Below are 20,188 nucleotides of genomic sequence, written 5' to 3' on the forward strand. Positions count from 1 at the left end.
CGTACAGCCGTGCGCGGTGCGGTTTTTCGAGCGTGGCCCAGGTGGGCTTCGGAGTGTGACCGGCGTGGGTTTCAGAGCGTGACCAGCATGGCGAGCATCGCGATCCCCATGGACAGCCGGCACGCCTGCGACAGCTCGGGGCGATCACCCCAGCCGAGGGTCCGGGTGGTGCCGGTGGGAGTCCCGGTGCCCCCGGCCACGGCCGTGACCGGCAGCAGCCGGGCCCCGGACCGCAGCACGTACCCGGCGAAGTAGAGCAGGAGCACCCCGGTCACCAGCGGAATCCCGGAACCGCCGACGTGCCCGTGGTGTCCGGGGGAGGCGGCCATCACGCCCGCCATGTAGACCATGGCGAAGGCGCCGACCAGATGGTGCAGATGGTGCAGATGGTGCGGGCGTCTGCGGGCCGCCCACAGCGCGCGCAGGGCGGCGGCGCCGAACAGTGCGGCGTAGGCGAGCCAGGCCCAGCGCGGCGGCGTGGCCACCGCCGCGGGCACGGCCATCGCCGCCATACCGAATCCCATGAGCGCCTCGGCGCCCGCGGTGCGGCGCTGTTCCTCGACGGCGCTGCGCATCCGCAACAGGCAGTAGGCCCCGGTCGCCGCGCACAGCGCGACGAGCAGCCAGCCGGGTGAAGCCGGTCCGTGCACCGCGTACCTCCCCCACTCGACGGAGTCGGACAGTCGTTGATGTCGGACAGTCGGTCAGGGCATGCCCGGGCCGGGCGGTGCGCAAGCGAGCGCAAGGGTGTACGCGGGGGAGCGTGCGGGAGTGCACCGCAGGTGGGCGCGGTCGCCGTCACCAACCGGCGGGCCGGCGACCGCATCGAGCACGCCCTCGACGCCGTCGAACGGGCAGAGGGGCACGCCGCGTCCCTGCCGGCCTCCGCGCACCCCGGGCCCACCGCCCTGGAGTCCGCCCGTCGCGGGCTGGCCGCCGCCGTCGTCGAACTGCGCGCCACCGCCGACGCCGCGGCCGGCGAATGGTGGCAACGCGCCCTGCCGGAGGAGCGGGTGATGCGGGCCGAGCAGTCCGGACACCGTACGCTCGCGGCGACGGTACGACGGCAGGGACTGCACTCCTTGGAGGGCGCACAGGCATGACGGCAGCGGATGGGCGCGCGACGGACGCGGCACTCGGCCAGGGCGGCACTCCGACCACCTCACCGAAGCCGACGGAGGCTCGGGCCGGTGGAGTGGAATCAGTGGGTGGCTCGGCTGCCCCGGCGGCTTCGGCGGACACCCCGGGCGTTCCCACGGATCCCACGGGCACCACGGCCCCGGTCGACACCATGGCCGACGTGGTGCGCCAGTGGCAGGCCGTGCACCCGGAGATCGACACCGGGCCGATGGAGATCATCGGCCGGATCAACCGTTCCGCCGCGCTGCTCCAGCAGGCGGAGGACGCCCCGTTGCGCCGCGCCGGGCTCACCCGCCCGGAGTTCGACGTCCTCGGGACCCTGCGCCGCACCGGTCACGAGCTGACCCCCAGTGAGATCGCCCGCGAGACGTTCTCCTCCGGTGCCGCCGTCACCAAGCGCCTCAAGCAACTGACCGAGCGCGGTCTGGTCGAGCGCCGCGGGGACACGCGCGACCGCCGGGTCGCGCACGTCCGGCTGACCGATGCGGGGCGCGACCTCGTCGACGGCATCCTGCCCCGGCAACTCGCCTATGAGGCAACGGCGCTGTCCGGGATCAACCTCGCCCGTCAGCGCGAACTCGCCGCACTGCTCGGTGAGTTGCTCGGTCAGCTGGAAGGCCGTCTGGGGGTCCCGCGCGCCTGAGGCCGGCCGGGCAGGTCGGAAACTCCGCGGTCACCCGCCGTTGACACGAGAAGCGCCCGCTTCTACGTTCGGGCTCGCCCGGTTCGGTAATCCGGCTGATGTACGAGATCTCGAACGACTGGAAGTCTTCACGGCGGCTTGCGCACGACGTCGACGAAGGGAGCCGCCGCAGTGGCAGCAGACAGCGAGACGCTCACCATCGACCTCGCCGCCGACACCGGCGCCTTCCATGGCGGGGCGAGCGGCACGCTCTACGGCCTGTACGGCGACGGCGTGCCCAGCCGCAACGTCGTCGAGGGCATGTACGTCCGCACGGTGTCGACCAAGGCCCAGGACGGCACACAGCACCCAGGAGCCGACGCCCTCGAAATCCTGCCCTCCTTCGTGGACCGCGGCGGCCGGGACGTCTACCTCTATATGACCGACATCTACCGCGGCTTCCCCTACCAGTGGCCCGGCGCCACCGGCGAGGAGCGCCTCGCCGACTACCGGGCCAGGGTGGAGAAGCAGGTCGGACAGGTCCTGACGATGGGCGCGTACAAGTCCCACGTCGTGTACGTGCCGTTCAACGAACCCGAAGGGAACATGTTCGGCACGGGGGAGTGGAGCTACGACACGATCTCCTCGCGCACCGACCCGCGGCCCTACTTCGCCGCCTGGAAGGACCTCCACCACCTCATCAGGGGCCTCGACCCGGACGCGCGCATCGCGGGCCCCAACACCAGCATCCTGTACGAGGAGGTGCGAGACTTCCTCGCCTTCGCCAAGGCGCACGACGTACTCCCGGACGTGATCACCTGGCACGAGCTGTCGACGCCGGCGGCGATCCGTACGAACGTCGCCCCCGTCCCCGTCACGTTGAGGGAGGGGGCCAACACCCTCACCTTCACCGCCGACGAACAGCCCGACTTCGACGGCGCCACCACCAACGCCTACCGGCAGCGCTCCGCCTACGCACCGGTCATCGACCGGGTGGCGGTGACACCGCCGGCCTGAAGCAGCCGGGAGAGCAAGCCCCGCTAGCGTCTCTAGAACTCTGTGTGTGCCTGTGGTTTCCAGGCTTTTCGGGCGCGGCGTGGCCGTGTGCGGTCGCCGTTGTGGGGTCCGAACCTCGGGGTGAGGGGGTGGACCTCGGTGGCGTGCAGGTGGTGGAAGCCGGTCCGCTCGGCGGCGCGGGTGCGCCGTCGACAGGTTCTGTTCGAGAGCCGCATCCGGCCGGCCGGAAGAAGGTCTTCGGGCCGGTGGGGTGCGGGTACTCCATGACCTGGCACCGGCCCGGATACGGCTGGTGCCTGTGTGTCATGCCCCGCCGGACGCTGGACTGCCCCCGAGGTGGGGGTGGTGGCGGGGACCGTACGCACATCGGGCGCACGGCGGGAAGTCTTCGGGCCCGGTGCCTGTGCCGGGGCAGCACGCCGGGCGGGCTGGTACCGGGGGCCGGTGGGCCTGCTGGGCGTCGGGTGCCCCTTGCCCGGGGTGGTCTTCGGCCCGGCCGGGCGGCGTGGGGCCGTCTCGGCGCGGCGCAGTCGGCGCAGGCGGCGGGTGGTCTTCTTCGGACGCCTCACCAGGCACACGGTGCCCTCGATGGTGGTGCGGATGGTCCGGACCCCGGCAGCGCGGTCGGTGACGGTGTGGGCCTGGGCGAGCAGGCCGCGGGAGACGATCCGGCGGGCGGCGGCGTGATCCCGGTCCGTCGACAGCCCGCAGCCCGCGCAGTGTGCCCACTTCCAGCCGCGTTCGGCGAGCCGGTCGGGGGCCGGATGGTGGGTGAGGGTGTTCAGGCAGCCGGGGCACAGTGTGGAGGTGCCCCGGGCCGGGACGGTGACCACCGCGATCCCCGCCTTCGCTCCCAGGTGCCGGATCGCCTCGGCCACCGTGCCGCGGACCTGCCCGGACAGCCGGGCGTTGCCCTTGCGGTGGCCGCGGGCTTCCAGGGTGGCGAGGTCTTCGAGGTAGATGACGCTCGCGCCGAGCGCTGCCGCCTGGTCGACGGCCCAGCGGGCCGCAGCCCAGGCCAGCGCATCATTCAGGTGCCGGATCCGGGCACACACCCGCCCGTGCTCGACCTCCAGCACCCGGGCCCGGTCGAGGTGTTCGCCCCAGGCCGGGTGCGGGGAGCCGAGCCCGTCCGCGAGGGCCCGGTAGTGGTCACGCTTGGCGGCGAGGTGCTCGCGCACGCCGCGCAGCCGGTGCAGGGCGGCACTGACCGTGGTGGCGTCGAAGACCAGGGACCGCCCGTCGGTGACCACCCGGCGGGTCTGCCCTCTTCCGGTCAGGCGGCCCAGGACGCCGGTGAGCAGGGTGTTGACACCCCAGTCGAAACCGAGTGCCACGGTATGCCCGCTCGCCCTGGTGGCCGGGGCGGGCCGGGAGTGCGGCAGGTCGACGGCGATCCGGCCCGTGCGGGTGGTGCGCAGGGTCGGGGTGTGCAGCACCGCGTCGGGTGTGATGGTGCCGGGCAGCCGGATGTCGATCACGTGCCAGGCCCAGTCCCGCCCCGTGGCGGGGGCGGCGCGCAGGGGGAGTTTGACCCGCAGCCGGGCGGTGGCCTCGTCCACCCGGGCCAGGGTGACCTGCTGGCGGTCCATCGCCGCCAGCAACACCTGCCCGGCCACCCGGGGCGGGCCCTCCAGGGCGCACAGCCCGGCGGGCAACAGCCTGTGCTCGGTTACATAGGTGCGGATCTGCCGGGTGCGGTTGCGGATTTCCGCACCGCTCACGTGGGCGGGCAACAGCGCACGCAGTGCTGTCCACTCCGCCTCCGTGCGCCGCCGCGGATCATCCGGCCAGGTGGCCAGGACCGCGGCCACGATACTGCGCCGGTGCAGGGCCAGCCGCAGCGTGCGCGCCGCGTACTCCTCCACGCCCCGACGCACCCGGTCCGAGACATACACCCCCGCCGGGGGCGTGACAGTCTGCGGCCAGTCCAGGCGGCGCAGCGCCATCCACCCCTTGGACGGCAGCGCCTCGCCCCGCTCGTCCACCCCGGCGGCCAGCACATCCAGGGAATCCTCATCCCACCGGGCGGCCACCAGAGCACCGGCCAGCGTCTGGCTCAACTCCGCGAGAAAACCCACCCGTTCCAGCAGGACCCGCTGCCCGACCCGCTCACCACTGCCCTCCAGCACACCGGAGAAGGCGCTGCACGTGGCCGTCGCCATCAGCCTGGCCATGCCCGCCACCCCGCTTTCCCGCACATGTCCGGTCATCTTCAGCAGCGGCCGCATCCCGGCACTCCGATCGGCCTAACGACCGACCATCACACAAAGACACGGCCTTCCCGCACCCTCAGGGTCCGGGAAGGCCGGGAAAAGTACGGGAAGACCACGATCGTCGGCATCCGACGAGGACGAGACCGGGAACACCCGCATCTCTCACAGGATGAAAGCAGTGGCGGATCCTGAGGATCCGCACCGATGACGCGAAGTAGCATCAACCAGCCTGCTCAAGCCAAACACCCAGCAGTTGAAGACCCTTCCTCGCCCGCCACATGGACCCCGAACATCGCCCCCTGCGGGTCGCGCAGGACGGCGATCCGGGGGCCCTCCGGCACGGACGTGGGCTCCATGAGGATGCTGCCGCCCGCCCCGATGGCGGCGTTCGCGGCGGCGTCCACGTCCTCGACGGCGAAGTACGGCAGCCAGTGCGGCGGCACCTCGTGCGGGAAGTCGTCGTCCATCGCCACCATGCCGCCGAAGTCGGCTCCGCCGAGGCCCCACTGCGTGTAGCGCTCCGACGCGTTCACACTCCAGCCGAACACCGTCGTGTAGAACTCGACGGCCCGGTCCGGGGAGCGCGTCAGCAGTTCCACCCAGCCGAGCGTGCCGGGCGCGTTGAACAGTCCCGCGCCGGGGAAGGCGCGCGCCTGCCACAGCTGGAAGGCGGCGCCGGTCGGGTCGAACGCCACGGCGAAACGGCCTACGTCGAACACGTCCATCGGGCCCAACACGACTGTGCCGCCCGCGGCCTGCACCGTGTCCACGGCGGCGTCGGCGTCGGCCACCGCGAACGACACGCTCCAGGCGACGGGCTGCGACTCCTGGTACAGCGGGGAGAGCGCGGCGACCGCCGCGTCGCCGAGGTGCGCGACCGTGTAGCCGCCCGCCTCCTGACGCGGGTCCGTCTCCGGGCGCCAGCCGAACAGTTCGGCGTAGAAGCGCTTGGCCGCCTCCAGATCACTGGTCCCGAGCTCGGTCCAGCACGGTCCACCGGTCATCGGCTTGTCCAGCTTCATGACGTTTCCTCCGCCCTTCCGCCAGGGGCCCCCTCCAGCACGCTATGCCCGGGCCGGAGCCCCGGCCATCCGGCGAGGGGCGGGGGCCGCCCTCAGATCCCGGGGCGGTAGCGCAGCGGATGGTCCGCCGGGATCTCCACGAGCACGATCTCGACACCGTCAGGATCCGCGATCCACATCTCGATCAGCCCCCACGGTTCCTTCACGGGCGGACGCAGGACATCGACACCGGCGGCCGACAGTTCCTCGTACGCCGCGTTCGCGTCGGCCACCTGGAGCCACAGCTTGATCGCGGGCGAGGGTGGAGTCTGCGAGCGGCCCGCTACCTCCAGGAAGCCACCGCCGAGGAAGTACACCGTGCCGCGCTCGGGGCCCGTCCCGAACTCGCGGTAGACGGCCAGGCCCAGCCGCTCGCCGTAGAAGGCGCGGGAGCGCTCCGGGTCGGTCGGGCGCAGCAGGGTCCGGCTACTCAGTACGTGCACCATGCACCCGGAGCCTAGCGGGGACGTTACGCTCGGCGGTGCCCGAGCCGCGCCAGAGATTTCGGAGAACCGTTCCATGGACACCGCCGCCGCCACCGGACCGACCTTCCGCGATGCCACCGACGCCGATGTGGACACCCTCGTCGCGCTGATCGAATCGGCCTACCGCGGGGACTCCAGCCGGACCGGCTGGACCACGGAGGCGGACATCCTCGAAGGGCAGCGCACCGACCCCGAGGGCGTGCTCGCCGTCATCAAGTCGCCGGACAGCCGGCTGCTGACCGTCGAGCGGGATGGCGCCGTCATCGCCTGCTGCCAGCTCGAACACCGTGGCGACCACGCCTACTTCGGCATGTTCGCGGTCAGCCCCGCACTCCAGGGCGGCGGCCTCGGCAAGGTGATCATCGCCGAGGCGGAGCGCCACGCCCGCGAGACCTGGGGGGTCCAGGAGATGCACATGACCGTGATCTCCGTACGCGACGACCTCATCGCCTGGTACGAGCGGCGAGGCTACCGCCGTACGGGAAAGATGACCCCCTTCCCGTACGGCGACGAGCGCTTCGGCGTTCCGCAGCGCGACGACCTGCAGTTCGAGCTGCTGGTCAAGCCGCTGGCGTAAGCGCCTCGCGCGAGCGTCACGCGGTGAAGCGGCCGGTGCGTTTGATCTCGGGGTGGTCGGTGGTCGCGCCGTCCAGCTCCAGGGCGCGCACCAGCCGCAGCTGGTCCTGGGTGTTCACCACCCAGCCGATGATCCTCAGGTCGGCCTGGCGGGCGCGCTCGACGACCTCCAGGGTCAGCCGGCGGATGTTGAGACAGACGGTCGCGGCGCCGGCCTCCAGGGCGCGGTCCACGACATCGATGCCGTAGCGGCTCGCGATGAGCGCGGTGCGGACCCCCGGCACGAGCCGGGCGATCTCGACGATCGCCTCGTCGTGGAACGACGACACCTCGACCCGCCCCACCAGGTCGCGCCGGTGCATCACCTCGGCCAGCGCCCGCGCCGCCGCGGTGTCCTTGATCTCGGCCTGCAACGGCGCGCTGACAGCGTCCAGGACCTCCTCGAAGACGGGCACACGCTCACCGTTACCGGCGTTCAGCGTGCGCAGCTCCGCGAGCGTCATCTCGGCGATCGGCCCCGAACCGTCGGTCGTACGGTCCACGTCCGCGTCGTGCATGACGACGAGCGCGCCGTCCTTGCTCAGATGCAGATCGAGTTCGATCAGGTCGAGGCCCGCGTTCTGGGCGGCGACGAAAGAACGGAGGGTGTTCTCGGGTTCGACACCCATCACTCCGCGATGACCGATGGTGAGGAAGTTCAAGATTCGACTCGCTTCCGTCGACGGCGGCTCGGCGCACGCGTGGTTGTGGCGGCACCCACGCGGCAAGGCCGCAGCCTAATCGCCCCGCCGCGCGATGTACCCGCTCGTACGCCGAGCAGGGCGTGTCTGCCGCACGGGATACCGGCCAGGTGCCGCCGGTCCGCGTCACCCGGGAGTGGGCGAGTCTCCCGGCGGTTGACCACGAGCCCTCTCCTCGGGCGCACCCGCGCGCTGCCCCGTCGTGGCCGAGCTTCTCGCGGATGCCCGTGCTCCTAGGTCGTATAGCGGAAGTAATCGTCTTCACAGTATCTGGCAGGAAAAAGAGCGGTGAAGGTGGGGGTGGCGCAGGATAATCTCTTGAGTCTCCCCTTGCGGGGAGGAACCTCGGATACATACGGTGTCCATACGCGAGGTTCTCCAGTGGAGGATGGGACATGACGGAAATTCTTGTGCAGGTGGGTACGGAGGAGCGGGTTCCTCCCGTGGGCAGGGTGGTGGAGCACCCGGCTTGGCCTGTGCTCAAGGATGCCGTGGAGGAGATCCGGCCCTGGCAGTCCAAGGACGGGTCGATCGACTTCGAGGCCGAGGGCGCCCCGGACGCCGCCGATGCCGATCTGGCCGTACGCCGTGCCATAGACGCCATCGAGCTGCTCGCCCCGCTGCTGCCGCACGGCGCCGAGTACCACGAGGCGCTCGTGAAGGACCTGCGCCGCTGGGCGGACGGGGGTTTCCAGGTGCCCGACTTCCTGGACTCGCTGCTGGCCTTCCAGCCCGCCGCGCACCGCGAGGACGGCCTCCAGCACCTGGTCGTCTTCCCGATGTACACGCAGAACGGCAACCCGGACCGCAACTTCGAGGCGGTCGTGCTGCGCATGGTCTGGCCGGAATGGCTGGCGGAGCTGGAGCGCACCCGCTACGACAACCCGCTGTTCTGCGGCATCACCTTCGAGGACTTCACGGCCGGGTACGACACCAACTCGGCCGTTCTCTTCCCGGAGACCATCGCCGTGCGCGAGGCCCCCGAGCGCTTCTCCTGGGGTGGCATCTTCTGCGACCGCGAGGCCGCCCGCTTTCGCGCGGTCACCGATGCCGCCGTGGACGTCCTGGGCCTCCAGCTGCCCGCGGACATCGCCGCGATGGTCCACGACCAGGAGCGCTGCGAGCAGGCCTTCGTGCTGTGGGACATGGTCCACGACCGCACCCACAGCCACGGCGACCTGCCCTTCGACCCGTTCATGATCAAGCAGCGCCAGCCGTTCTGGATGTACGGCCTGGAAGAGCTGCGCTGCGACCTCACCGCCTTCAAGGAGGCGGTGAAGCTGGAGGCCGACGGTTTCACGCAGGGCCGTGACGTGCAGTACGCGGTGCTCTTCGACCGGATGTTCCGTTTCCCCGTCACCGGCGAGCGCGTGCGCAACTACGACGGCCTCGGCGGCCAGCTCCTCTTCGCCTACCTGCACCAGCACGACGTCATCCGCTGGACCGACAACAAGCTGCACATCGACTGGCAGCGCGCCCCGCAGATCACCAACCAGCTGTGCGCCGAGATCGAGGAGCTCTACCGGGCCGGCATCGACCGCCCCAAGCTCGTCCACTGGTTCAAGGCGTACGAGCTGGTCTCCACCTATCTCGCTCCGCACCCAGGCTCCCGCTGGGCCAAGGGTCCGGACGCCCTCGACCTGACCCAGCCCCCGCGCAAACTCGTGGACGACGTGCTTCCGGACGAGTTTCCGCTGAGCATGTTCTATGAGGCACTCTCCAAGAAGCTGAAGAACGTGATCGCCTCCACCAAGGGCATCACCGCGGCGAGCGCCGAGCGGGCCGCCGCATGAGCGCCCGTGTCAAGAGCACTGCTCAGGAGGCGAAGGCGATGTCGAACAGGAACGGCAACGGACCTCTCAGCGGAGCGGTGATCGCGGTTGCCGGAGCGGGCGGACCCGCGGGCAGGGCCACCCTGCAGCGGCTCGCCGCGGCGGGGGCCACCGTCGTCGGCTCCGACAACGACCCCGAGCGGCTGGCGGAGGCCGTGGACGCGGCCCGCTACGCGTCCGGCGGCGCCACCGTGGTCGGCGACACGGTCGACCTGCTCGACCTGCAGTCGACCCGCGACTGGGCCGCCCATGTCGAGAAGGACTTCGGCCACGTCGACGGTCTGGTTCACCTGGTCGGCGGCTGGCGGGGCAGCGAGACCTTCACCAGGACGAGCCTCGACGACTGGGACTTCCTCGAGCTGCTGCTCATCCGCACGGTGCAGAACACCTCCCTGGCGTTCCACGAGGCGTTGCAGCGCAGCGACCGTGGCCGCTACCTCCTGATCAGCGCCGCCGGTGCGAGCAAGCCCACCGCGGGCAACGCCGCCTACTCCGCCGCCAAGGCCGCCGCCGAGGCGTGGACGCTGGCCATGGCCGACTACTTCCGCAAGGCCGGGGGCGAGCAGGGCCCGACCTCCGCGGCTGCCATCCTGGTGGTCAAGGCACTGGTGCACGACGCGATGCGCGCCGAGCGCCCGAACGCGAAGTTCGCGGGCTTCACGGACGTCGATGACCTCGCCGAGGAGATCGTCGGCGTCTGGGCGAAGCCCGCCGCTGAAGTGAACGGAAAGCGTCTGTGGCTGACCGAGAAGCCGTGAACCCTCCGAAGACCGACGCCAGGCGGCACCACGACCCGGGGGTCCGGGGGTTCGCCAGCGACAACTACGCGGGGGCCCACCCCGAGGTGCTCGCCGCCCTGGCCCTGGCCAACGGCGGGCATCAGGTCGCGTACGGCGAGGACGACTACACGGAAAACCTCCAGCGGATCATCCGCAGCCACTTCGGTGCCACCGCCGAGGCCTTCCCGGTCTTCAACGGCACCGGCGCGAACGTGGTCGCGCTCCAGGCGGTCACCGACCGCTGGGGGGCGGTGATCTGCGCGGAGAGCGCGCACATCAACGTCGACGAGGGCGGCGCCCCCGAGCGCATGGGCGGCCTCAAGCTGCTCAGCGTGCCCACACCCGACGGCAAGCTCACCCCCGAGCTGATCGACCGGCAGGCGTACGGCTGGGACGACGAGCACCGCGCGATGCCGCAGGTCGTCTCGATCACCCAGAGCACCGAACTCGGCACCCTCTACACGCCCGACGAGATCCGCGCGATCTGCGACCACGCCCACGCGCACGGCATGAAGGTGCACCTGGACGGGTCCCGGATAGCCAACGCGGCCGCCTCCCTGAACGTCCCGATGCGGACGTTCACCAACGCGGTCGGCGTCGACATCCTGAGCCTCGGCGGAACGAAGAACGGCGCGCTGTTCGGCGAGGCCGTCGTCGTCCTCGACCCGGACGCCGTCAGCCACATGAAGCACCTGCGCAAGCTGTCCATGCAGCTCGCCTCCAAGATGCGCTTCGTCTCCGTGCAGTTGGAGGCACTGCTCGCCAAGGATCTGTGGCTGCGCAACGCCCGGCACTCCAACGACATGGCCCAGCGGCTGGCCGAGGGCGTGCGCGCGGTGCACGGCGTGGAGATCCTTTATCCGGTCCAGGCCAACGCGGTCTTCGCGCGCCTCCCGCACGACGTGAGCGAGCGGCTGCAGAAGCGCTACCGCTTCTACTTCTGGGACGAGACGGCGGGCGATGTCCGCTGGATGTGCTCCTTCGACACCACCGAGGACGACGTCGACGGGTTCGTGGCGGCGCTCAAGGAGGAGATGGCCCACCGGTAACCCGAGGCCAAGCGATCCATAGGTCGCGATGCATAGATATGCGGTCACCTGAAAAGTCATTGACTCTCGGGTGATCGCATTCCTATGCTCTACGGGCATGGAGCTGACCCAGAACACCACCGACCTGTTCGCATATTTGGCCGCCGACGAGGTTGTCGACCATCACCATCCGCTCGTACGGGAGACGGCCGCACGGCTCGCCAGGGGAGCCGAGGACTCGTATGGCTATGCGCGGTCGGCCTTCGAATTCGTGCGCGACACCATCCCGCACTCACAGGACTCCGGCGATCTGCGGGTCACCTGGCGCGCCTCCGACGTCCTGGAGCAGCGCACCGGCATCTGCTACGCCAAGGCCCACGCCCTGGCCGCGCTGCTGCGGGCCGAGGACATCCCGACGGCGTTCTGCTACCAGAAGTTCGACGAGGTGCACGGGCTCGTCGCCGTACGGTTCAACGGCGCCTGGCATCGGCAGGACCCCCGCGGCAACAAGCCGGGTGTGGACGCCCAGTTCTCCCTCGACGGTGAGCGGCTGGCCTTCACGCCCGACCCGGAGTTCAGTGAGTTGGACTATCCGGTGTTGTACGCTGAACCTCATCCGGTCGTGCTGAGCGTCCTCAAGGCCGCCCCCGACCGGCCGTACCTCCGGAAGACGCTCCCCACCGCACTCTGAGGCAGGCCATGACTCTCACGCTCACCGTGTCCGACGAGGTGCGCGCCCTCGCACCCGGTTTCGCCCACGTCGCGATCGAGGCGTACGGACTCGTCAACGGGCCCAGCACGGAGGGAACTTCGGCGCTGCTCGACGACGCGGCCCGCCGGCTCGCCGCACGACTGGACGGGCGCGCCCCGCACGAGGACCCGCACATGGCGGCCTGGCGGGAGGTCTACACGGCGTTCGGGTCGAAGCCCTCGCGGACCCGCAACTCGGCGGAGGCGCTGGCGAAGAGGGCTCTGTCGGACGCCGGACTGCCGCGGATCAATGTACTCGTCGATATCTACAACGCGATCAGCGTCGCCCATCTGATCCCGGTCGGCGGCGAGGACATCGACCATGTCCGGGGTGGGATGCGACTCGTGCGGGCCACGGGCGAGGAGGACTTCGTGACCGTCGCGGGCGGCGAGGAGGCCGTCGAACACCCGGACGCGGGCGAAGTCGTGTGGCGCGACGAGGCCGGCGTGACCTGCCGACGCTGGAACTGGCGCCAGGGCCCGCGCACCCGGCTCACGGAGGAGTCCACCTCCGCCATCTTCCTTCTGGAGAGCCTCGCGCCGATGCCGGCGGCCGACGTGGAGCGGGCCGGCACCGAACTCGCCGAACTCCTCGAGAAGTTCAGCCCCGGGGCGCGGATCACCGTCCACGCCCCGGCGTGAGGATTCAGCTCGCCTCGGCCGCCTTCACCTCTTCGGGGGTCGGCGCCGTGCCGCCGAGGTGCGCCGGCATCCACCATGTGTCGTCCGGACCCTTGGGCCGTACGGGATAGGCGCGCTGCGCGGCCTCCAGGAGCTCCTGGACGCGCTCGCGCAGCCGCCGGGTGATGGCGCCCGCGTACTGGTCCTGTGGCGCCTCCACCGGCTCGCCGACCCGGATGGTGATCGGGGTGTGGCTGCGCTTGAAGTTGCGCGGGTGGCCCTTGGTCCACAGCCGCTGGGTGCCCCACAGGGCCATCGGGATCAGCGGGACGCCGGCCTCCTGGGCCATGCGCGCGGCGCCCGACTTGAAGCTCTTCAAGGTGAAGGACTGCGAGATGGTCGCCTCGGGGAAGACGCCGACGATCTCACCGGAACGCAGGGCCTCCAGCGCGTGTTGATACGCCGTCTCGCCCTGCTTGCGGTCCACCGGGATGTGCTTCATGCCCCGCATCAGCGGACCGGAGATCCTGTGCCGGAAGACCGACTCCTTCGCCATGAAACGCACCAGGCGCTTCTGCGGCAGGGTGACCAGACCGTCGAAGATGAAGTCCAGATAGCTGATGTGATTGCTGACCAGCACGGCGCCGCCCGAGCGCGGAATGTTCTCCGTTCCCTTGCAGTCGATCTTGAGGTCCCAGGCCTTGAACAACGTTTGGGCGAGACCGACGACGGGACGGTAGACAAGCTCTGCCATGGACGGGGTGGACCCTTCTCTCTGCTCGGGAAGGGGTCTCCCGGCGGGAAAGTTACGCAGCCGTAGGTTTACGGCATTGCGCAGATCGTGCCCCAAGAACGGACGGGTGGCCAGTCCTGGTGCCGCGATGCGGCGAGATCCTTGTCACGTGTCCCCTGATCGACCTCGTACTTCTCACCCAGCGTCACTGCGCGCGTACCGTCACCCGGCGTACGAGCAGGTACAACTCGCACCCCAGGCAGTACCCGAACGCCGCGTTGAGGAACGCGGCCGCCAGCGCGCAGCCGGTCGCCGCGAGCCCCAGCCACTGGGGCCCCGCCGTGAAGCCGATGAGTCCCACCACGGCGAACACGAGCCCGACCGCCTGCGCGAACTGCGGGGGTTCGGGCGCCTCGAACTCCGTAGGCGGCCCGAGACGGGGGCGTACGACCTTCCGGAACAGCCAGCCGTAGGGAGCACGCGCCACGCCGCCCGCCGTGCCCAGCGCGAACGCCAGTACCTGCCAGGCCAGTAGCCAGGTGCTGCCCGTGATCAGAGCGGCCGCCAGTACGACGGTCGTCAGAGCCGCACCGAACCGCGGCCCCCTCACATCGATGTCCATGAATCAAGCATTCCGTATGAGGGGCGATTCATGGACCCGGGAATCTTTGCGGTCTCATGAATGCTTGTGCAGGAGATGACCGGAGTTGTGGTGTGCGTGGTGGTGCTCGCGGTGGCGAGCGCCTACGGAGTGCTGCATCGGCGGCGGAGCGGGAGGGTGAGAGTGCGCGGGCGCGACGGCGGAAAACTGCTCGGCGCGGCGGAGTTGGGGGAGGGGCTCGGCGAGCGGGCCACGCTCGTCCAGTTCTCCAGCGCCTTCTGCGCACCCTGCCGGGCCACCCGGCGGATACTCGGCGAGGTGGCCGACATGGTTCCCGGCGTGTCCCATGTGGAGATCGACGCCGAGGACCACCTCGACCTCGTGCGCCGACTCGACATCCTCAAGACTCCGACCGTACTGGTGCTGGACGCGGACGGACGGATCGTGCGACGGGCGACGGGACAGCCGCGCAAGGTGGATGTGATCGCCGCGCTGGGGGAGGCTGTCTGACCCGTGGCGATCATGGTGAGGCATCTCGCAGATGCCGGGACGTACTTGACTGCACGCACCACCTATCGTCAACCTGACCGTATGCCCCCGGAACTCCTTCTCTTCGAGCGCGAACGCATGCGGACTGCGGCCCCGGCCCGCACCGGGAGTGCGCGCTGTCCCGGCTGTTGAGCAGCCACGGACCCCGCTCGTCACGACTCGCAGAAGGACAACTCCATGACGGCCACGCCCGACCTGGACGCTTTTCGGCTCGCCTCTCCCCATGTGCAACTCGCCTCTCCCGACCTCCTGCGCTCCGCCTTCCGGCAGCACGCGGCCGGTGTCGCCGTGATCACGGCCCAGGGTGGCGGGGGCCCGGTCGGCTTCACCGCCACCTCGCTCAGCTCGGTCTCCGCCGAGCCGCCGATCGTCTCCTTCGGCATCGGCGTCGGCGCCTCCAGCTGGCCCGCGATCTCCGAGTCCGACCACGTCGGCATCCACATACTCGGCGAGCACCAGCAGGAGCTTGCCGCCACCTTCGCCCGCAGCGGCGCCGACCGCTTCGGCGCGCCCACCCGTTGGCGTAAGGGCCCGGAAAGTGTTCCCGTCCTCGAAGACGTGCTGGCCTGGCTGGTGTGCCGGGTCGTCGCGCGGGTGCCCGCGGGGGACCACCGCATCGTGCTGGCCGAGGTCGTCCTCGGTGACCCGTCGGGCGGGGGCCGCCCGCTGCTGTACCACCAGGGGCGTTTCAACGGCCTGCGCGACTGAAGTTACTCGCCGGTCCTACCGGCGGGTCCTACTCGCCGGTTACGCAGCGTTGCCAAGGTCACAGTTCAAAGCGCTTGCTTAGTGGGCATGAACTGGGTGTACTGGCGAGTAATATTTCGTTCGGAGCGCGGGCCGCCCCGACCGGGATCGGCCGCTTCAGGCGCCTATGCTGCCTGAAAGAAGGCAGCCCAGAAATGACGATGCAGTAGGAGAGCCGGCGTGAGCTTGAGGATCGTTGTCACTGTGAAGTACGTGCCCGACGCCACTGGCGACCGGCACTTCGCCGATGACCTGACCGTGGACCGTGACGACGTGGACGGTCTGCTCTCGGAGCTCGACGAATACGCGGTGGAGCAGGCGCTGCAGATCGCCGACGAAGCCGACGACGCCGAGATCACCGTGCTGACCGTCGGCCCCGAGGACGCCAAGGACGCGCTGCGCAAGGCGCTTTCCATGGGCGCGGACAAGGCCATCCACGTCGAGGACGACGACCTGCACGGCACCGACGCGATCGGTACGTCGCTGGTGCTCGCGAAGGCGATCGAGAAGGCCGGCTTCGACCTGGTCATCTCCGGCATGGCCTCGACCGACGGCACCGCCGGTATCGTCCCCGCCCTGCTGGCGGAGCGCCTGGGCGTCCCGCAGGTCACCCTGCTCTCCGAGGTCTCCGTCGAGGACGGCGTGGTCAAGGGCCGCCGTGACGGCGACAGCGCCTCCGAGCAGCTGGAGGCCTCCCTCCCGGCGGTCGTGTCGGTGACCGACCAGTCGGGTGAGGCGCGCTACCCGTCCTTCAAGGGCATCATGGCCGCCAAGAAGAAGCCGGTGGAGTCCTGGGACCTGGAGGACCTGGAGATCGAGGCGGACGAGGTCGGTCTCGAGGGTGCATGGACCAAGGTCGACTCCGCGGCGGAGCGCCCGGCGCGCACCGCCGGCACGATCGTCAAGGACGAGGGCGAGGGCGGCAAGCAGCTCGCCGAGTTCCTCGCGAGCCAGAAGTTCATCTAGGGCCCGTTCGAGGCTCGCTGAACCCCCGACTCGCTGACCGCCCCTCATCTTTCGTAAGCAGGAGAGAAGAAGTCCCATGGCTGAAGTTCTCGTCTACGTCGACCACGTGGACGGCGCCGTCCGCAAGCCCACCCTGGAGCTGCTGACGCTGGCCCGCCGCATCGGTGAGCCCGTCGCCGTCGCCCTCGGCTCCGGCGCCGAGGCCACCGCCCCCGCGCTCGCCGAGCACGGCGCGGTCAAGGTCCTCACGCACGACGCCGCCGAGTACGCCGACTACCTGGTCGTCCCGAAGGTGGACGCGCTGCAGGCCGCGTACGAGGCCGTCTCCCCGGCCGCCGTGCTCGTCCCGTCCTCCGCCGAGGGCAAGGAGATCGCGGCCCGCCTCGCGGTCCGCATCGGCTCCGGCATCATCACCGACGCGATCGACCTCGAAGCCGGCGACGAGGGCCCGGTGGCCACGCAGTCCGCGTTCGCCGCCTCCTTCACCACCAAGTCCCGTGTCTCCAAGGGCACCCCGGTCATCACGGTCAAGCCGAACTCGGCCGCCGTGGAGGCCGCCCCGGCCGCCGGCGCGGTCGAGGCCCTCGCGGTCTCCTTCTCCGAGAAGGCCACCGGCACCAAGGTCACCGCGCGCACCCCGCGCGAGTCGACCGGCCGTCCCGAGCTGACCGAGGCCGCGATCGTGGTCTCCGGCGGCCGTGGTGTCAACGGCGCCGAGAACTTCTCGATCATCGAGGCGCTCGCCGACTCCCTCGGCGCGGCCGTCGGCGCCTCGCGCGCCGCGGTGGACGCCGGCTGGTACCCGCACACCAACCAGGTCGGCCAGACCGGCAAGTCCGTCTCGCCGCAGCTGTACATCGCCTCCGGCATCTCCGGCGCGATCCAGCACCGCGCCGGTATGCAGACGTCGAAGACGATCGTGGCGATCAACAAGGACGCCGAGGCCCCGATCTTCGACCTGGTCGACTACGGCGTGGTCGGCGACCTCTTCGAGGTCGTCCCGCAGCTCACCGAGGAGATCAACACCCGCAAGGGCTGATCGAGTCCGGCTCCGGCTGTACGAGGCTCCCGTCACCGCCGTAGCGGTCGCGGGGGCCTCGCTCTCATGTCAGGCTCAGCGAGGCCTGTACGGGCAGATGGTCACTGGGAAACTGGCCGTCCACCGAGAAGGTGTTGACGGCCGCCCGGTGCACGGTCGCCCCGGGTGTGACCAGGATCCAGTCGATACGGTCGCCGTTCGGCGCCAACGGCTTGTAGCCGTGGAAGGTTCCATAGAGCGTGCTGCGCTCGGCCGCCGTGTCCCAGGTGTCGACGAGCCCGGCGCCCAGCATGGTGTCGTACACCGGGTTCTTGTGGGCGGCTGCGTTGAAGTCGCCGGTCACGACGAGCGGCAGGGCGCCGTCGAGACGCGCGATGCGTTCGGAAATCAAACGCGCGGCACGCGCGCGTGCGTACTGACTCGCGTTGTCCAGATGGGTGTTGAGGGCGTAGAACTCCCGCCCGTCGCGCAGATCGCGGAAGCGGACCCAGGTGACGAGGCGGGGGAAGGCGGCACCCCAGGTGTTCGAACCGATCAGCTCGGGGGTGTCGGAGAGCCAGAAGTGGTCGTACTCGACCGGGGCGAGGCGGCGGGTGTCGTAGAAGATCGCCACCGACTCGCCATGGCTGCCGCCCTTGTGGCCGGTGCCGATCCGGTCGTAATGCGGTCCGAGGTCGGACCCGATGTCGCGCAACTGTTGGTAGAGACCCTCCTGGGTGCCGATGACGTGGGGCGACTCCCGGCGTAGCAGCTCGCGCATCACCGGGCGGCGCACGGCCCAGCTGTTGGGCTCGGCGGTGCTCGCGAAGCGCAGGTTGAACGTCATGACCGCCAGCCGGCGGCCACCGCGCCGGCTGGCGGAGGCGGACGCCGTGGTGAGCAGGGGTACGGCGAGCGCGGCGGCCACCACGGTCCGCAGAACCATGCGTCGTGTCACTCTTCGGGTGTTCGACATGTGTGATCCCCTCCCCTCATGGCCAGCATGAGGGGTGTGCACCGCGACGCGAAAGAAGGCGTGGGGCAGGAGTGCACCCGACGGACCACGCCGTGGGTAGGTGTTGACCAGCGGGAAGCACCACGGATAACTTCGCTCTACGGATTGTTGATTCCGTGGAGCGGAAAACTGGAGGCTGTCGGATGGGTCAGGGCCAGCAGGAGAAGGTGGCGACGAGCCTCGCGGGCGCCGTCAGCGAGGAGATCAGTGCCTCCCTCGCCCCGGTCGACGCCGAACTGGAGCGCCGCTACCCCGGTGACCCCGGCACCCGGCAGCCCGTCCACACCGTGTACGTCCCCGGTGACGTGTTCACCGCCGACACCATCCGCTCCTGGGGCGACCGGGCCCTCGCGGCCCTCGACGAGCACGCCCCCGACGCCGGGTCCTTCGCGGCCGTCCTCGGCCTCGGCGACGACCTCGCCCAGCCCGTGTACGACCGTGTACGGGCCAAGCTGGAGCGCGAACCCATCGAGGACCTGCGCGTCGACTTCGAGGACGGCTACGGCCCGCGCCCGGACGCCGAGGAGGACGAGGCGGCGGCGCGCGCGGCCCGGCTGATCGCGGAGGCGTACGAGAACGGCACGGCCGCCCCGTACATGGGCATCCGCATGAAGTGCATGGAAGCCCCGGTACGCGACCGTGGCATCCGTACGCTCGACATCTTCCTCACCGGTCTGACGGAGGCGGGAGGCCTGCCTGACGGGCTCGTGCTGACGCTGCCGAAGGTGACGTACGCCGAGCAGGTCACGGCGATGGTCCGGCTCCTGGCGGAGTTCGAGAAGGCGCGCGGACTGGAGCCCGGCCGGATCGGCTTCGAGATCCAGATCGAGACCAGCCAGTCGATCCTCGCGACCGACGGCACCGCGACCGTCGCCCGGATGATCCAGGCCGCCGAGGGCCGCGCCACGGGTCTGCACTACGGCACCTTCGACTACAGCGCCTGCCTCGGCGTCAGCGCCGCCTACCAGGCCGGCGACCACCCGGCCGCCGACCACGCCAAGGCGATCATGCAGGTCGCGGCCGCGGGCACCGGCGTACGCGTCTCGGACGGCTCCACCAACGTCCTGCCGGTCGGCCCCACCGAGAAGGTGCACGACGCCTGGCGCCTCCACTACGGCCTCACCCGCCGCGCCCTGGCCCGCGCCTACTACCAGGGCTGGGACATGCACCCCGGCCACATCCCGACCCGTTACGCCGCCGTCTTCGCCTTCTACCGCGAGGGCTTCGAACAGGCCGCGACCCGCCTCGCCCGCTACGCCAACCATGCCACCGGCGACGTCATGGACGAGCCCGCCACCGCCAAGGCCCTCAGCGGCTACCTGCTACGGGGCCTGGACTGCGGCGCCCTGGACATCGCGGAGGTGGCGAGGGCGACGGGTCTGACGCGGGCGGACCTGGAGGGTTTCGCGGCGCCGAGGCGCGGGGACCTGACCATCTCCGCGATGTAGAGCGCCCCGAAAGAGGCGCGGGGCCGTGACACTGTGCGGCTCCGCCGCGTGGGCGCGACCAGCCACTTGCGGCCCGCACTCCGACGACGGAGTGCCCCGCCTTCGCGTACCTCTCCAGACCGGGGGCAGTGGTCAACCGTTCCTATGGACTGAGCAGGTGTGAGCCTGATCAGCCGCACGCCCCGAACGGTCTTGGGCGCTCCCCCACTGCCTTAAGGGCGTGGGAGGTACCCCCAGGTCCCCG

20 protein-coding genes and 2 pseudogenes are annotated in these 20,188 nt (G+C 70.4%); 14 read left to right on the top strand and 8 right to left on the bottom strand.

Annotation, left to right across the window (positions count from 1 at the left end; translation table 11 throughout):
• Positions 1–71 precede the first annotated feature (71 nt).
• Positions 72–650 carry a DUF5134 domain-containing protein gene (locus OG747_RS42925; protein WP_405884749.1) on the bottom strand — a complete coding sequence of 193 codons (579 nt, stop codon included), beginning with the start codon at positions 648–650 and terminating at the stop codon, positions 72–74.
• 132 nt (positions 651–782) lie between these two features.
• Here OG747_RS42925 and OG747_RS42930 point away from each other — a divergent pair.
• The 3 genes and pseudogenes from OG747_RS42930 to OG747_RS42940 all read left to right on the top strand — a co-directional run.
• A pseudogene (locus OG747_RS42930) lies at positions 783–1,103 on the top strand (FUSC family protein); the annotation flags it as partial.
• A gap of 188 nt (positions 1,104–1,291) precedes the next feature.
• Entirely contained in the window at positions 1,292–1,783 is a 492-nt protein-coding gene (locus OG747_RS42935; protein WP_405885987.1) for a MarR family winged helix-turn-helix transcriptional regulator, read from the top strand.
• Positions 1,784–1,921: 138 nt separating this feature from the next.
• A pseudogene (locus OG747_RS42940) lies at positions 1,922–2,659 on the top strand (cellulosome protein); the annotation flags it as partial.
• 152 nt (positions 2,660–2,811) lie between these two features.
• On the opposite strand, the gene OG747_RS42945 reads toward OG747_RS42940, so the two are convergent.
• The 3 genes from OG747_RS42945 to OG747_RS42955 all read right to left on the bottom strand — a co-directional run bounded on the left by OG747_RS42945 (position 2,812) and on the right by OG747_RS42955 (position 6,502).
• Positions 2,812–5,010: a zinc ribbon domain-containing protein gene (locus OG747_RS42945; protein ID WP_405884750.1), complete on the bottom strand. Its 2,199-nt coding sequence runs from the start codon at positions 5,008–5,010 to the stop codon at positions 2,812–2,814.
• A gap of 218 nt (positions 5,011–5,228) precedes the next feature.
• A complete protein-coding gene (locus tag OG747_RS42950) occupies positions 5,229–6,017 on the bottom strand; it encodes a VOC family protein (protein WP_405884751.1) in 789 nt (262 codons plus the stop codon).
• Positions 6,018–6,109: 92 nt separating this feature from the next.
• Complete coding sequence (locus tag OG747_RS42955) at positions 6,110–6,502, bottom strand: VOC family protein (protein ID WP_405884752.1); 393 nt, start codon at positions 6,500–6,502, stop codon at positions 6,110–6,112.
• 73 nt (positions 6,503–6,575) lie between these two features.
• Between OG747_RS42955 and OG747_RS42960 the strand changes: the two genes are divergently transcribed.
• A complete protein-coding gene (locus OG747_RS42960) occupies positions 6,576–7,118 on the top strand; it encodes a GNAT family N-acetyltransferase (protein ID WP_405884753.1) in 543 nt (180 codons plus the stop codon).
• A gap of 16 nt (positions 7,119–7,134) precedes the next feature.
• Here the strand turns inward: OG747_RS42960 and OG747_RS42965 are convergent, their stop codons facing one another.
• A complete protein-coding gene (locus tag OG747_RS42965; protein WP_405884754.1) occupies positions 7,135–7,818 on the bottom strand; it encodes a glycerophosphodiester phosphodiesterase in 684 nt (227 codons plus the stop codon).
• Between the two features lie 434 nt (positions 7,819–8,252).
• On the opposite strand from OG747_RS42965, the gene OG747_RS42970 reads away from it, so the two are divergent.
• The 5 genes from OG747_RS42970 (at position 8,253) to OG747_RS42990 (ending at position 12,888) form a co-directional block, all read left to right on the top strand.
• Positions 8,253–9,650: a DUF6421 family protein gene (locus tag OG747_RS42970; RefSeq protein ID WP_405884755.1), complete on the top strand. Its 1,398-nt coding sequence runs from the start codon at positions 8,253–8,255 to the stop codon at positions 9,648–9,650.
• The gene (locus OG747_RS42975) at positions 9,647–10,447 is read left to right on the top strand and encodes an SDR family NAD(P)-dependent oxidoreductase (protein ID WP_405884756.1); all 801 of its coding nucleotides are present in this window, start codon (positions 9,647–9,649) and stop codon (positions 10,445–10,447) included. Before OG747_RS42970 ends, OG747_RS42975 begins: the two co-directional genes overlap by 4 nt.
• Positions 10,444–11,517, top strand: a complete 1,074-nt coding sequence (locus OG747_RS42980; protein ID WP_405884757.1) for a threonine aldolase family protein — start codon at positions 10,444–10,446, stop codon at positions 11,515–11,517. The genes OG747_RS42975 and OG747_RS42980 overlap by 4 nt, the downstream gene beginning before the upstream one ends.
• A gap of 97 nt (positions 11,518–11,614) precedes the next feature.
• Positions 11,615–12,187: a transglutaminase domain-containing protein gene (locus OG747_RS42985; protein WP_405884758.1), complete on the top strand. Its 573-nt coding sequence runs from the start codon at positions 11,615–11,617 to the stop codon at positions 12,185–12,187.
• A gap of 8 nt (positions 12,188–12,195) precedes the next feature.
• Positions 12,196–12,888 (top strand): B3/4 domain-containing protein, encoded by a 693-nt coding sequence (locus tag OG747_RS42990; protein ID WP_405884759.1) that lies wholly within the window; start codon positions 12,196–12,198, stop codon positions 12,886–12,888.
• A gap of 4 nt (positions 12,889–12,892) precedes the next feature.
• On the opposite strand, the gene OG747_RS42995 is transcribed toward OG747_RS42990, so the two are convergent.
• A complete protein-coding gene (locus OG747_RS42995; protein ID WP_405884760.1) occupies positions 12,893–13,621 on the bottom strand; it encodes a lysophospholipid acyltransferase family protein in 729 nt (242 codons plus the stop codon).
• Between the two features lie 184 nt (positions 13,622–13,805).
• A complete protein-coding gene (locus tag OG747_RS43000; RefSeq protein WP_405884761.1) occupies positions 13,806–14,222 on the bottom strand; it encodes a DUF4395 domain-containing protein in 417 nt (138 codons plus the stop codon).
• Positions 14,223–14,297: 75 nt separating this feature from the next.
• Here OG747_RS43000 and OG747_RS43005 point away from each other — a divergent pair, with 75 nt between their 5' ends.
• From OG747_RS43005 to OG747_RS43020, 4 genes are all read left to right on the top strand, one after another.
• Positions 14,298–14,711 carry a TlpA family protein disulfide reductase gene (locus OG747_RS43005; RefSeq protein WP_405884762.1) on the top strand — a complete coding sequence of 138 codons (414 nt, stop codon included), beginning with the start codon at positions 14,298–14,300 and terminating at the stop codon, positions 14,709–14,711.
• Positions 14,712–14,927: 216 nt separating this feature from the next.
• Complete coding sequence (locus tag OG747_RS43010; protein ID WP_405884763.1) at positions 14,928–15,458, top strand: flavin reductase family protein; 531 nt, start codon at positions 14,928–14,930, stop codon at positions 15,456–15,458.
• A gap of 219 nt (positions 15,459–15,677) precedes the next feature.
• Positions 15,678–16,463: an electron transfer flavoprotein subunit beta/FixA family protein gene (locus OG747_RS43015; protein ID WP_405884764.1), complete on the top strand. Its 786-nt coding sequence runs from the start codon at positions 15,678–15,680 to the stop codon at positions 16,461–16,463.
• A gap of 76 nt (positions 16,464–16,539) precedes the next feature.
• Positions 16,540–17,502 carry an electron transfer flavoprotein subunit alpha/FixB family protein gene (locus tag OG747_RS43020; protein WP_405884765.1) on the top strand — a complete coding sequence of 321 codons (963 nt, stop codon included), beginning with the start codon at positions 16,540–16,542 and terminating at the stop codon, positions 17,500–17,502.
• 64 nt (positions 17,503–17,566) lie between these two features.
• Here the strand turns inward: OG747_RS43020 and OG747_RS43025 are convergent, their stop codons facing one another.
• Entirely contained in the window at positions 17,567–18,427 is an 861-nt protein-coding gene (locus OG747_RS43025) for an endonuclease/exonuclease/phosphatase family protein (RefSeq protein ID WP_405884766.1), read from the bottom strand.
• A 212-nt stretch (positions 18,428–18,639) separates the two neighbouring features.
• Between OG747_RS43025 and OG747_RS43030 the strand changes: the two genes are divergently transcribed.
• On the top strand, positions 18,640–19,944 hold the full coding sequence (locus OG747_RS43030; RefSeq protein ID WP_405884767.1) for a DUF6986 family protein: 1,305 nt from the start codon (positions 18,640–18,642) through the stop codon (positions 19,942–19,944).
• The last annotated feature ends 244 nt before the right edge of the window (positions 19,945–20,188 follow it).

Origin of the sequence: Streptomyces sp. NBC_01384 (genome assembly GCF_045040035.1) — a bacterium.
Taxonomy (GTDB): Bacteria; Actinomycetota; Actinomycetes; order Streptomycetales; family Streptomycetaceae; genus Streptomyces.